This is a genomic window from Verrucosispora sp. ts21, assembly GCF_002879555.1.
GTDB lineage: Bacteria > Actinomycetota > Actinomycetes > Mycobacteriales > Micromonosporaceae > Micromonospora > Micromonospora gifhornensis.
This window is the reverse complement of sequence record NZ_PNOZ01000003.1, coordinates 34,934-47,511: the sequence shown is the minus strand read 5'-3', so window position 1 is coordinate 47,511 and position 12,578 is coordinate 34,934. Positions and strand designations below refer to the sequence as shown.

13 protein-coding genes are annotated in these 12,578 nt (G+C 70.3%); 12 read left to right on the top strand and 1 reads right to left on the bottom strand.

The window, feature by feature from the left end; all coding sequences use genetic code 11:
- The first annotated feature begins 27 nt into the window (after window positions 1-27).
- The 9 genes from C1A38_RS01740 (at window position 28) to C1A38_RS01700 (ending at window position 9,000) form a co-directional block, all read left to right on the top strand.
- The gene (locus C1A38_RS01740; protein WP_199180045.1) at window positions 28-894 is read left to right on the top strand and encodes a cyclase family protein; all 867 of its coding nucleotides are present in this window, start codon (window positions 28-30) and stop codon (window positions 892-894) included.
- A complete protein-coding gene (locus tag C1A38_RS01735; protein ID WP_102656076.1) occupies window positions 887-2,311 on the top strand; it encodes an MmgE/PrpD family protein in 1,425 nt (474 codons plus the stop codon). Before C1A38_RS01740 ends, C1A38_RS01735 begins: the two co-directional genes overlap by 8 nt.
- Window positions 2,312-2,348: 37 nt before the next feature.
- On the top strand, window positions 2,349-3,815 hold the full coding sequence (locus C1A38_RS01730; RefSeq protein ID WP_102656075.1) for a dihydroorotase: 1,467 nt from the start codon (window positions 2,349-2,351) through the stop codon (window positions 3,813-3,815).
- Window positions 3,812-4,687 (top strand): HpcH/HpaI aldolase/citrate lyase family protein, encoded by an 876-nt coding sequence (locus C1A38_RS01725; RefSeq protein WP_102656074.1) that lies wholly within the window; start codon window positions 3,812-3,814, stop codon window positions 4,685-4,687. The genes C1A38_RS01730 and C1A38_RS01725 overlap by 4 nt, the downstream gene beginning before the upstream one ends.
- A 106-nt stretch (window positions 4,688-4,793) precedes the next feature.
- Window positions 4,794-5,660 carry an FAD:protein FMN transferase gene (locus tag C1A38_RS01720; protein WP_158244824.1) on the top strand — a complete coding sequence of 289 codons (867 nt, stop codon included), beginning with the start codon at window positions 4,794-4,796 and terminating at the stop codon, window positions 5,658-5,660.
- Complete coding sequence (locus C1A38_RS01715) at window positions 5,657-6,172, top strand: flavin reductase family protein (RefSeq protein ID WP_102656072.1); 516 nt, start codon at window positions 5,657-5,659, stop codon at window positions 6,170-6,172. Before C1A38_RS01720 ends, C1A38_RS01715 begins: the two co-directional genes overlap by 4 nt.
- A gap of 31 nt (window positions 6,173-6,203) precedes the next feature.
- On the top strand, window positions 6,204-7,049 hold the full coding sequence (locus C1A38_RS01710; protein WP_102656071.1) for an alpha/beta fold hydrolase: 846 nt from the start codon (window positions 6,204-6,206) through the stop codon (window positions 7,047-7,049).
- Complete coding sequence (locus tag C1A38_RS01705; protein ID WP_102656070.1) at window positions 7,046-7,792, top strand: alpha/beta fold hydrolase; 747 nt, start codon at window positions 7,046-7,048, stop codon at window positions 7,790-7,792. The genes C1A38_RS01710 and C1A38_RS01705 overlap by 4 nt, the downstream gene beginning before the upstream one ends.
- A complete protein-coding gene (locus C1A38_RS01700; protein WP_102656069.1) occupies window positions 7,789-9,000 on the top strand; it encodes an LLM class flavin-dependent oxidoreductase in 1,212 nt (403 codons plus the stop codon). Before C1A38_RS01705 ends, C1A38_RS01700 begins: the two co-directional genes overlap by 4 nt.
- Window positions 9,001-9,007: 7 nt before the next feature.
- Here the strand turns inward: C1A38_RS01700 and C1A38_RS01695 are convergent, their stop codons facing one another.
- Window positions 9,008-9,760 carry a FadR/GntR family transcriptional regulator gene (locus C1A38_RS01695; RefSeq protein ID WP_102656068.1) on the bottom strand — a complete coding sequence of 251 codons (753 nt, stop codon included), beginning with the start codon at window positions 9,758-9,760 and terminating at the stop codon, window positions 9,008-9,010.
- A gap of 196 nt (window positions 9,761-9,956) precedes the next feature.
- Between C1A38_RS01695 and C1A38_RS01690 the strand changes: the two genes are divergently transcribed.
- The 3 genes from C1A38_RS01690 (at window position 9,957) to C1A38_RS01680 (ending at window position 12,373) form a co-directional block, all read left to right on the top strand.
- Entirely contained in the window at window positions 9,957-10,358 is a 402-nt protein-coding gene (locus tag C1A38_RS01690) for an SRPBCC family protein (protein WP_102656067.1), read from the top strand.
- An 87-nt stretch (window positions 10,359-10,445) separates the two neighbouring features.
- A complete protein-coding gene (locus C1A38_RS01685) occupies window positions 10,446-10,973 on the top strand; it encodes a SigE family RNA polymerase sigma factor (RefSeq protein WP_102656066.1) in 528 nt (175 codons plus the stop codon).
- The gene (locus C1A38_RS01680) at window positions 10,970-12,373 is read left to right on the top strand and encodes a hypothetical protein (protein ID WP_102656065.1); all 1,404 of its coding nucleotides are present in this window, start codon (window positions 10,970-10,972) and stop codon (window positions 12,371-12,373) included. Before C1A38_RS01685 ends, C1A38_RS01680 begins: the two co-directional genes overlap by 4 nt.
- Window positions 12,374-12,578 lie beyond the last annotated feature (205 nt).

Genomic DNA, 12,578 nt, shown 5'->3' with positions numbered 1-12,578 from the left:
CCGCCACCACAGAAGGTAAGGATTGTCGTGACCACAACGAGCACCACCGCCGCAACCAGCCCGGTGACCGGGACGCAGGCGCTCCTGGCCGCCGTCGGCGCCGGAGTGCGGACCTACGACCTGGGCCGCCGGCTGACCATCGGTATGCCGCAGTCGCCGAACCACCCGCCGTTCTGGCACGCCCTGCCCCGCCGGCACGGCGACAACGTGCGCGCCGACGGTGGTTCCGCCGCCAACGACATCATCACCATGGGCACCCACGTCGGCACCCACATCGACGCCTTCGCCCACGTCTCCCAGGACGGCCGGCTGGTCGACGGCTCCGACGCCACCGTCGCCGGCCGCGGTGGACGCTTCGCCGAACTGGGCGCGCACACCATCGCCCCGATCCTCCGCCGGGGTGTGCTGCTCGACGTCCCGGCGGCCCTGGGTCAGCCTGACGGCTGCCCGCCCGGATACGAGATCACCCCGCAGGACCTGTCGGCCGCGGCGCAACGGCAGGGCACCCCGGTCCGCCCCGGTGACGTGGTGCTGATCCGCAGCGGCTGGGGACGCCTGTTCGACCACGAGGACCGCACCCGCTACGTCGGGCACGCCAGCGGCGTGCCGGGCGTCGGTGCGGCCGGCGCCACCTGGCTCGCCGACGCCGGCGCACACGCCGTCGGCGCCGACACCATCGCCTTCGAGTGCCTGCGGCCGGGTGCCGGGCACAGCGTCCTCCCGGCGCACCGGGTGCTGCTCGTCGAACGCGGGGTCTACATCATCGAGACGATGGCGCTTGAGGAACTGGCCGCCGACGCCGTCCACGAGTTCCTGTTCGTGCTCTCGCCGCTGGCCATCTTCGGCGCCACCGGCTCGCCGGTGCGCCCGCTGGCGGTGATCGCCAATGGCTGAGCAGACCCTCGCCCAGCACCTCGCCGCCTTCGCCGCCGGCACCAGCGCCACCGCTCTGCCCGACCGGCTCGCCGCCAGTGTGCGCCAACGCGTCCTGGACATCCTCGGGCTGTGCGTGGCCGCGCACCGGCTGCCCACCAGCCGCGCCGCCCTGGACTACGTCGCCGACCTGGGTGGACGCGGCCAGGCACACGTCGTCGGCCTCCCCGATGCGGTACCCGCCGCGCAGGCAGCGTTCGGCAACGGCGTGCTCGCCCACTCGCTGGACTACGACGACACCCACCTGCCCTCGGTGCTGCACCCCAGCGCCGCGGTGGTCCCGGCCGCCCTGGCCGCCGCGCAGGCCGCCGGCGCCGACGGCACCGCCCTGACCAACGCAGTCGCGGTCGGCATCGAGACGACCGTACGGCTGGGCATGGCCGGTTTCGACCCGGTCCTGAACAACTCGGTGTTCTTCGAACACGGCCAGCACGCCACCTCCATCTGCGGTGCGATGGGCGGTGCCGTCGCCGCCGGCATGCTGCTCGGACTCGACGAGAAGCAGCTCACCGACGTGCTCGGGGTGACCGCCTCGATGGCCGCCGGGCTGATCGAGGCCAACCGCACCGGCGGCACGGTCAAGCGGCTGCACTGCGGCTGGGCCGCGCACAGCGCCGTCACCGCCGCCGACCTGGTCCGCCGCGGCTTCACCGGGCCACCCACCGTGCTGGAGGGCCGGTTCGGTTTCTACACCGCCTTCCTGCGCGGGGAAGCCGACCACGACCAGATCACCGACGGACTCGGTGAACGCTGGTCGGTGCCGGACATCTTCTTCAAGCCGTACCCGGCCAACCACTTCACCCACGCCGCCATCGACGCCGGTCTGGCGCTGCGCGCCCGGGGCGTGCCGGTGGACCGGATCACCCACATCGAACTGCGGGTACCCGCAGCGGTGATCCGCACCATCGGGGAACCGATCGCCACCAAACGGGCCCCCGACACCGGCTACCAGGCGCAGTTCAGCGGGCCGTACGCGATCGTCGCCGGGCTGCTCGGCGGTGGGGGACTGGGCCTCGGCCTGGGTGACTTCACCGACGAGTTGGCCCGTGACCCGCAGCGCCGGGCGCTGATGGCCCGCGTCGACGTGGTTCCCGACGACGAGTGCAACAAGATCTTCCCGTACCAGTTCCCGGCCATCGTGACCGTACGCACCGACGACGGCCGTACGTGGCGCGAGGAGGTCCTGGCCAACCGCGGCGGCCCGCAACGACCGCTGTCCGACGCCGAACTGGCGATGAAGTTCCGGGACAACGTCGCCGGGCGCATCGCCCCGGAGACCGCCGACCAGGTGGTGTCCACCGTGCTCGGCCTCGCCGACGTCACCGACGTCAGCGACCTGCTGCGCCCACTGACCCACCTCCGCACCGACGTCGACTGACACCGGCCTCGCGGCCCGCCAACCTCAGGAGCACATCGTGGAACCCTTCGATCTCGTAGTGACAAACGTCCGAGTGGTGCGGCATGACCAGGCCGAGCCGGCGGCGCTGGACATCGGTGTCCGCGACGGCCGGATCGCCGCCCTCGCGCCCCACCTCGACCCCACCGGCGCGAAGTCCGTCGTGGACGCCGGCGGCAAGCTCGCCTTCCCGGGTGTCGTCGACGCCCACCAGCACTGGGGCATCTACCACCCGCTGGCCGAGGACGCCGCCACCGAGAGCCGCGCCTGCGCGCAGGGCGGTGTCACCTCCGCGCTCAACTACATCCGTACCGGGCAGTACTACCTCAACCGCGGTGGACCGTACCGCGAGTTCTTCCCCGAGGTGCACCGCGCCACCGACCAGAAGTCCTACGTCGACTTCGCCTTCCACGTGGCCCCGATGACCACCGAACACATCGACGAGATCCCCGAGCTGATCCGTGACCACGGCGTCACCTCGTTCAAGATCTTCATGTTCTACGGTGGTCACGGGCTGCACGGCCGCTCGGCCGACCAGAGTTCCTTCCTGATGATCCCGCCGGACGCCCGGTACGACTACGCCCACTTCGAGTTCGTCATGCGGGGCGTGCAGGCCGCCCGGGAACAGTTCCCGGAGTTGGCCGACGAGATCTCGCTGTCGCTGCACTGCGAGACCGCGGAGATCATGCGGGCGTACACCCGGCTGGTCGAGGAGGACGGCAGCCTCAAGGGGCTCGCCGCCTACAGCGCTTCCCGGCCGCCGCACTCCGAGGGCCTGGCGGTCACCATCGCCGCCTACCTGGCCCACGAGACCGGCCTGCCCACCATCAACCTGCTGCACCTGACCTCCGCCAAGGCGGTCGACGCGGCGCTGCGGATGGCGCAGGCGTTCCCGCACGTCGACTTCCGCCGCGAGGTGACCATCGGTCACCTGCTGGCCGACATCGACACCGCCTACGGCCTCGGCGGCAAGGTCAACCCGCCGCTTCGGCCCCGCGAGGACGTCGAGGCCCTGTGGGGTCACATGCTCGACGGCGCGATCGACTGGGTGGTCAGCGACCACGCCTGCTGCCGCGCCGAGGTCAAGTTCGGTGAGCCGAAGGACGACATCTTCGTCGCCAAGTCCGGCTTCGGTGGCGCCGAGTACCTGCTGCCCGGCCTGATCAGCGAAGGCGTCAAGCGGGGCCTGTCCTACGGTCGGGTCGCCGAGCTGACCTCGTGGGCGCCCGCGCGGCGTTTCGGGTTGGCCACCAAGGGCGCCATCGCCGAGGGGCTGGACGCGGACTTCTGCCTCGTCGACCCGAACCACACCTGGACGGTGCGGGCGCAGGACTCGCTGTCGACGCAGGAGTACACCCCGTTCGAGGGCATGGAGTTGACCGCGAAGGTCACCGACACCTTCCTGCGCGGTGAGCAGATCCTGCGCGCCGGCAACGTGGTCGGCCAGCCCCGCGGCCGCTACCTGGCCCGGCCGACCCGGCCGTGACCGCCCTGGGAACACCGCCGGCCGCCGCCCGTAGCTACCTGTACGTGCCGGCGGACCAGCCGGACAAGTTGGCGCGGGCCGCGACCCGGGGCGCCGACGCCTGCATCCTCGACCTCGAAGACGCGGTCGCGGCGGCCCACAAGGCCGCCGCCCGCAGCGCGCTCGGCGCGTTCCTCACCGACCCGGCCGCCGGCCCCCAGTGGTGGGTACGCATCAACGCCGACACCCCGGCCGCCGACATCGCCGCGGTGGCCGGGCCGCACCTGACCGGTGTGGTCGTGCCGAAGGCCGACGTCGAGTCGGTGACCGAGGTGCACCGGCTGCTCGGCGAAGCCGAACGGCAGCACGATCTGCCGGCCGGTCAGCTGGCGGTGTTCGCCCTGCTGGAGACGGCAGAAGGTGTCCTGCGCGCCGAGGCCGTGGCCGCCGCCCCCCGGGTGGTGCGCCTCGGCCTCGGCGAGGCCGACCTGGCGGCCGAACTGTGCCTGCAACCCGGCCCGGACAAGATGGAACTGTGGCCGCTGCGCTCCCGGGTCGTGCTGGCCTGCGCGGTGGCCCGGATCGCCCCGCCGGTGGGCCCGACGGAGACGGCCCTGCGGGACCCGGAGCGGCTGGAGGCCACCAGCCGGCTGCTGCTGCGGCAGGGTTACCGCGGTCGCACCGCGATTCATCCCGCCCAGGTGCCCGTGGTCAACCGGGTGTTCTCGCCGACGCCCGAGGAGGTCGCCGCGGCCCGCGACATCGTCGACCGGTTGACCGCCGCGGAACGCGACGGCTCCGCTGTGGCGGTCTCCGCCGACGGTCGGATGATCGACGCGGCGGTCGCCCGCAGCGCCCGGGAGGTGCTGGGCCGGGCCGTCACGGGCGACTGAAGCCCAGGCCAGTCGGCCTGTCGGGCGGGTGAAGCGGGTACGGACAGACCCTTGCCGCTAAAACATCATCATGTTTAGCATGTTAAACGTGGTGAAGGGAGACGGCATGAGCCTCGCACCCGCCCGACAGCGACCCACCCTGCATCAGCACACCAGCCAGATGTTCACCTGCCAGGTGACCCTGGCCAGCTACGGACCACCGGCCACCCCGTTCACCGAGGTCCAACGACGACTCCACGCCCTGGACCGCCGCTTCTCCCGCTTCCGCCCCGACAGCGAACTGAGCGCACTCAACGCCGCCGCCGGACACTGGCACCCCATCTCCGACCCACTGCACGCCATGCTGCGGCACGCCCTCACCGTCGCCACCGCCAGCACCGGCCTGGTCAACATCGCCGTACTGCCCCAACTCCTCGCCGCCGGCTACCGCCGATCCTGGGCCACCGGCACCCCCGCGACCTCCGTGGTGGCCGACACGGTCACGGCCGTGCCACCCCTGGCCGACATCCTGGAACTACGCGGCCACACCGCCCGCCTGGCCCCCGGCCACAGCCTCGACATCGGCGCCCTCGCCAAAGGCGCCTGGGCCGACGACATCGTCACCTGGCTCGGCCCCAACAGCGCCGCCAGCATCGGGGGAGACGTGGCCTGCCGCGGACCCGGCCCCGACGGCGACGGCTGGCCCGTCGCACTACCCCACGGCGAAACCCTGCACGTGCGCGACGGCGGCGTCGCCACCAGCGGCACCGCCAAACGCCGCTGGGGCACCGACGCCCACCACCTCATCGACCCCCGCACCGGACGCCCCGCCACCTCCGACATCACCCAGGCCACCGTCCACGCCGCCACCGGCGCCACCGCCGACTGGGTCGCCTCCGCAGCCGTCATCGGCGGACAAGCAGCAGCCGACCACCTCACCCACCGAGCCGACGTACACCACCTCTGGCTCAACCAGACCGGAGCACCCCGATGACCCACACCGGCCCCGACCGCCTCGTCGAAACCGCCCGCTTCCGGGCCGCCTTCCGGCAGGTACCCGCACCGGTGGCGATCATCCTCGTGCCCGGCGGCCCCGCCGGCGTCACCGGCCTCACCTGCACCTCCGCCACCTCACTGTCCGGCGAACCCCCCATGGCCATGGTCGCCATCGACCAGAAAACCGGCCTCGCCACACTGGCCGAACAAGCCGGCCGATTCAGCATCAACTACCTCGCCGCCGACCGCGCCACCTGGGCACAAGCCTTCGCCACCCGCAGCCGCAACCTCGACGAACTCGCCGCCGCCGTGATCGCCGGCCACACCACAGTGCCCACCCTCGCCACCGGCACCACCGCCGTCCTCGAATGCCGCACCACCACCGTCCACCAGGGCGGCGACCACTTCATCCTGTGCGGCGAGGTCCTGCACGCCCGCGCACAGACCGACGCACCACCCCTGATCTACCTCGGCGGACGCTACGGCAGCTTCCAGCCCGACCCCCGCTGACAGCCCCAACCCACCCCCGGAGACCGCAACGATGGCCCCACCACGCCCGCACACCGTCAACGCCGGCGGATTCACCACCCGCTACTGGGAAAGCACCCCACCCGGACAACCACGAGGCACCGTCGTACTCATCCACGACGGTGCCTTCGGCGGCGACGCCATCGGCAGCTGGTCCGCCGTCATGCCCCTGCTCGCCCAGCACTACCGGGTCCTCGCACCCGACCTGCTCGGCTACGGCGACACCGACAAGGTCGTCTACCTCGACCGCTCACCGTACGCCTTCCGCACCGCCCACCTCGCCGCCTTCTGCGCCGCCCTCGACATCGACGCCGCACACTTCGCCGGCCAGTCCTTCGGCGGCTCCCTGCTGCTGCGCGCCCTCGCCACCCCCACCCCCGAACTACCCGCCCTGTCCGCCGTCAGCATCTGCGGCACCGGCGGCCCCTGGCGCTCCAGCAAAGGCGTCACCGAACTCGGCAACTTCGACGGCACCGAAAACGACATGCGCCGCCTGGTCGCCCTCATGACCGACGACTACGCCGGCTTCGAGGACACCGTCGCCCTGCGCTACGCCAACACCCGCAAACCCGGCCACGTCACCGCCTGCCTGGCACCCCGCCTACGCCACCCCAACCTGCCCAAACCAGAAGTCCGCGACGACTGGCCCACCCCACTGCGCGACAGCCCCGTGCCCGTACTCGTCGTCGAAGCCACCCGCGACGACCTGCTCGAACCCGACTGGGGCCACCACTTCGACAACCTGGCACCACACATCCACGTCCACCGCATGGACGCCCGACACGCACCCAACCTCGACCAACCCGACGCCGTCGCCGACCTGCTGCTGACCTTCTTCGACCAGGGGAGCACACCATGAGCACCCTGCTGTTCCTGCACGACGCCGACGTGCTCCCCGGACCCGTCGGTGCCCTCAGCCGACTCGCCGACGACCACACCGTCGTCGTACCCCGCCACCCCGGCTTCGGCACCACCCTGGACACCACCGCCGAAGACTGGGACAGTGTCGCCGACCTCGCCCAACACCACCTCACCGACACCCTCGCCGACCTGCCACCCGCCCCCGTACACCTGGCCGGCGCCGGCTTCGGCGGCTGGATCGCCCTGGAGATGGCGGTACGCGCACCCCACCGCTTCGCCTCACTGCTGCTCGTCTCCCCGTACGGCGTCAAACTCGGCGGACCCACCGAACCCGACTTCGCCGACATCCTGCTGCTCGACCCCACCGAAATCGTCGAACTCGGCTGGGCCAACCCCACCGCCTGCCACGACCTGCGGATGCCCGGATTCCCCACCGGCCTGACCGACAGCGAATACGAACGGGCCTTCACCGACTGGGCCGCCCTGTCCCGCTACGCCTGGAAACCCTTCCTGCACGACCCACGACTACGCCGCTGGCTGCACCTGGCCACCATGCCCACCCTGGTCCTCGCCGGCAGCCACAACCGACTCGTACCACCCCGACACAGCGCCGCCCTGGCCGACCTGCTGCCCGCAGCCCACTACGTCGAAATCCCCGACGCCGGCCACTACCCGTACCTGGAACGTCCCGACGAGTTCCACCGGATCGTCCGGTCCTTCCTGAACGGAGAGACCCCGTGAGGCTCTACCACTTCACCGAAATGCCCTACCCCGACGTGCCACCCGAGGCGGAAGAGGCAAACCGGGGACTCAAGTACTTCATGCCCAACCAGTACTACGACCCGACAATCGGCCACCAGCTCTACCAGCGCTACCTCGACGAGTACGAACTCGCCGACGAACTCGGCTTCGACCTCATGGTCAACGAACACCACCAGTCCGCCTCCACCCTTCAGGTGTCCGCCACCCTCAGCGCCGCCTCCGTGCTGCACCGCACCCGACGCGGCCGCGTCCTGGTCCTGGGCACCCCACTACCGCACCGGGAAAGCCCCATCCGCGTCGCCGAGGAGATCGCCTACCTCGACTCGGTCAGCGGCGGACGCATCGACTGCGGCTTCGTCCGCGGCGTCCAGGGCGAAACCTTCCCCTCCAACCAGAACCCCGTCCACAACCTGGACATGTTCATCGAAGCCCACGACCTCATCAAGAAGGCGTGGACCCACGGCGACGTCTTCTCCTGGGAAGGCCGCCACTACCACTACCGCTACGTCAGCGTCTGGCCCCGCCCGTACCAGCAACCCCACCCACCGATCTGGATCAGCGGCACCTCCACCCGCCTGGTCGAATGGACCGCCCGACACGGCTACACCCTGTGCAACCTGCTCGGCACCTACGAGGACACCGCCACCTCGTTCCGGCTCTACCGCCGCACCGCCGTCGCCGACGGCCAACCCGAACCCGGCCCCGACCGCTTCGCCTACATGGCCCTGTGCCACGTCGCCTCCACCGAAGCCAAGGCCCGCGAGATCGGCCGCAAACTCATGTACTACCTCAAGCCCGGCAAACTCCGCCTCGGCGCCGCCAGCCCACCCGGCTACTTCCCACCCGCCGCCGCCGTCGCCGCCCTACGCGGCCGCCTCGGCGCCGTCCGCCGCATGAGCTACGAAGACCTCATCGACGCCGGCATCCTCCTCGTCGGCACCCCCGACCAGGTCACCGCACAAATCCACCGACTCTACAAAGAGACCGGCGCCGGACACCTCATCCTGATGAACCACGCCGGCGACATGACAAGCAACGAGGTACGCGACCACCTCACCCTGTTCGCCCGCGAAGTCATGCCCGAGGTCACCACCATCGGCACCGACTGGCGCGACCAGGACACCACCTGGCGCGTCGACCAGGACCAGACACCGGTACGACCCGTACTCTCCAGCGCCCTGTCCTGACCCGACCTCACCACCAGCCGACCACCTCGTCGTGCAACCCCGCATAGTCACGTTCGAGGTGGTCGGCCAGGGCCAGCATGTGCGCCCGCATCAGCCGCTCCGCCTCCGCCCCGTCCCCGTCCGCGATCGCCGCAGCCACCGCCTGATGCTCACGCCGCACGTCCTCCCACCGCTCCGGACGACGCTCCGCCGCCACCACCCGCTCGGTGTAGATCTCCTTCAACGCCCGACCGAACAGATCCAGCACCCCGTTGCCCGACAACCCCGCCACCACACCATGGAACCGCTGCATGACCGCCAGATAACTGGCCTCGTCACGCTCCTCCAACGTGCTGTGCTCCCGCATCGACTCGGCCAACTCCCGCAACCGCGCCGCATCACGACGCTCCGCAGCCAGCCGCGCCATCAACGGCTCCATGATCACGCGCGCCTCGACCAGCTCACCGAAGCGGGTCCGGCCCATCTGCATGAACAACGCCATCGTCCGACCGAACGTGTGCGGATCCACCGCCCCGACGATCGGCCCACCACCACGACCCGGCCGCACCCGCAGCAGACCGTTGTGCTCCAGGATCCGCAGCGCCTCCCGCAACGTGCCACGACTGACCCCGTACGCCTGCAACATCTGCGCCTCGGTCGGCAACGCCGCACCGGGGGAGAGCCCCTGCTCGACGATGTCCTCCAGGATCTGCCGGGCCACCAGCTCACCCATCTTCGCCGCACGCTGACGAAACCGCGGAGTCGGCGAGATCTCGGACATGACCCGAGTCTACGGGTGCCACGATCTTGCCCCCGTCCACCGCTCCCACCGCCCGACGAACACGACGACCAGCTCACAATGCCCGGAGCCGGCAGGCGAGGGGAGTGGTGGACCAACTGCACCCATCGACATCCTTGCCTGTCCTGCACGGCAACTGCCAGAGTGACGGCGTAACCGACAGAACAGGCGGGAGCGCATGGGCACCATTCACCACGAAGCGACGCTGACGGTGCCGGCAGACGTGGCATGGGACTTCCTCGACCGCTACACCCGCGCCGAGGTCCACATCTTCTCCGCCTGCGTCAGCGAACGTCGCAAGGACGACCACCGGGTCGTCACCCTCATCGACGGCACCGAACTCTGGGAACGAAACGTGACCGTCGATCCGCAACGGAAGCGGGCCGTTTACGCCATACCCGGTTTCCCCGGGGCAGAGCACCACCAGGCCGAGATGCGGGTGCTCACCGACGACGACGGCACGGCAACCCTGCTCTGGACCACCGACATCCTGCCGCACGAACTCGCCACCCACCTCAGCGACACGTACGCGGTCATGTTCAGCGAACTACTCACGGCAGTCAACGGCCACCGCCCGTAAAACTCGCCGCCGCCGCTCAACCTGCCCCCGCCAGGAAGCGTCTACCTTCCATGCGAACAGCAGAACGGTGGACGATATGGGCACGTCATGCCGGATGACGACGAGGAACGATTCCGCGAGTTCGTGTCGCAGCAGTGGGGGCCGTTGACCCGAACGGCATATCTGCTCACCGGCGACCGGGGCGCCGCCGAAGACCTGGTCCAGTCAGCGCTGGAGAAAACCCACCGGCGGTGGAGTCGGATTCTCCGCAAGGACGCCCCCGGCGCATACGTCCGCCGCACGATGATCAACACCGCGGTGTCGTGGCGACGCCGACGCCGAACAATCGAGGTCCCACTCCTCGACGCCGACACCATCGCCACCCCCGACGCCTACCAGCACGCGGAAAACCGGCATCAACTGCTGGCGGCGCTGCGCCGCCTCCCGCCACGAATGCGCGCCGTGCTCGTCCTGCGGTACTTCGAGGACCTGAGCGAGGCCGACGTCGCCCGACTGCTCGACTGTTCAACCGGAACGGTCAAGAGCCAGGCATCACGAGGACTGGCCCGGCTACGAGCCGACCTGGAGCCGCCGTCCACCATCACCGAGACCAGCCTCCAGGAGGACCCAGCATGACCGAGAACGTGGAAACAAGACTCCGGGAAGCCCTCCGCACCGAGGCTGACACCATCGCGGTGACGGCGGATCCCTGGCCAGGATTCACCCGAACCGAGGCAGGGCACCGCCGCGCACGACGGATCCGTACCGGTGCGATCGCCGCTTTCCTGGCCGCCGCCGTCGCCATTCAGACCAACCTGATTCCCCTCCCAGGCTGGGTGCCCGGCATCGCCGTCGCCTCGTCGCCGTCACCGCTCGCGGACGGCCCCGCACGCGGCGCCCTTGCCGCCGACCGCGCCTGGACGGACGGCCTGCTCAGACAGGTTGCCGACCTGCAGAATCCGGGGGAATGGTGGAGGGTCACCGACCGCAACAACATCCGGATCGTGTACGCCGACGACATACCCGGTCGCCGAATCGCGCTGCTCCACGTCCCGCTGCGCATGGGCCTGTTCACCGACGCGACGCTTGTCTGGTTCAGCGGCCCACCCGGAGCCGAACCGGAACAGATGCAACAGGGCGGCAACGAACCCGCCGACACTCCAGTGGCGATCTGGATGGAAAGCGACCCGACGAACGGGGGCGCCGCAGTGGTCATCGGCCCCGCGGGTTCCTCCGTGACGATCAACGGGTTCTCCGGCTATTCCTCAACGGGCGTCGTCGAAAGCCACCAGCTCTCCTCATCTGTCGGTACGGGCATCGGTGTCACCTCGCTGCCACCCACCGATCTGATCGGCGGGCCCGCACTCACCGCCCGGGTCACCAACGGCGACACCCTCATCTACGAAGGTCCCGTGTACGGCGGGTGGAGCGGGTCGAACACCGACCGCCAGGAGCCGACCGACGAGATGCTCACTGCCGCTGTCCGCCACACCCGAGGCACCGTCGTGGACCGAGCCGTCCTCGCCGGGTTCATCAGTCACGCGTTGCGAGACAGTCGACTGTCAGCCCAGGACGTCACGATCCGCGTGCGCTGGTGCGGCACCATCAACGACAAACCCGCCGCACTGTTCACCATCCAGCCCACGGACGGCGGAGTGATCGCCTACGCCATGCACGGCGACACCACCGGCTGGCGAACCGACCTACGGCTGCTGCTGCCCGCCGACGGCGCCGAGCAACGCCCCATCGCCTGGCGGATGCGCGCCGAGGGCAAGGATGCCCGGACGGACCGGGTCAACCTGGTAGCCCCACCGGGAGCAGCCACCGCAGCCGTCACCGCCCTGGGCGACACCCCGAGCCCGGTCGCCCTGGACGCATCCGGCTTCGGCAGCACCACCATCCCGCCGAACAAGCCCGCGACCGTCACCGCCAGCACCGCCGACGGGACCTCATTCATCAGCACGCCCGTGCCGGCCTTCGAAACCAACAGCGGCGGCCTACCCGGCACCTCCCGGAACACCCGAATCACCGATTAGCACCTGAACAACCCCTGTGGCTCCGGGGAAGGGGCCGGACCCACAGGGGTTGATTCGCGTACGCCGGCCGCCACGGCGCGTGCCGGCAGGCATGTACGACTGCCGCGCCTGTGCCTGTGCCTGTGCCTGTGTGGGACGTGGCTCAGCAATCGCAGGCGTCGAGGTGACAGCGAGCCCTTCATCGCAGATCCTGCGCGCAGACGAG

Bases quoted from the DNA above. Each gene is read 5' to 3' on its own strand.
- C1A38_RS01735 (WP_102656076.1), top strand. From the start codon at position 887: ATGGCTGAGCAGACCCTCGCCCAGCACCTCGCCGCCTTCGCCGCCGGC.
- C1A38_RS01720 (WP_158244824.1), top strand. From the start codon at position 4,794: ATGAGCCTCGCACCCGCCCGACAGCGACCCACCCTGCATCAGCACACC.
- C1A38_RS01715 (WP_102656072.1), top strand. From the start codon at position 5,657: ATGACCCACACCGGCCCCGACCGCCTCGTCGAAACCGCCCGCTTCCGG.
- C1A38_RS01710 (WP_102656071.1), top strand. From the start codon at position 6,204: ATGGCCCCACCACGCCCGCACACCGTCAACGCCGGCGGATTCACCACC.
- C1A38_RS01705 (WP_102656070.1), top strand. From the start codon at position 7,046: ATGAGCACCCTGCTGTTCCTGCACGACGCCGACGTGCTCCCCGGACCC.
- C1A38_RS01695 (WP_102656068.1), bottom strand. From the start codon at position 9,760: ATGTCCGAGATCTCGCCGACTCCGCGGTTTCGTCAGCGTGCGGCGAAG.
- C1A38_RS01690 (WP_102656067.1), top strand. From the start codon at position 9,957: ATGGGCACCATTCACCACGAAGCGACGCTGACGGTGCCGGCAGACGTG.
- C1A38_RS01685 (WP_102656066.1), top strand. From the start codon at position 10,446: ATGCCGGATGACGACGAGGAACGATTCCGCGAGTTCGTGTCGCAGCAG.
- C1A38_RS01680 (WP_102656065.1), top strand. From the start codon at position 10,970: ATGACCGAGAACGTGGAAACAAGACTCCGGGAAGCCCTCCGCACCGAG.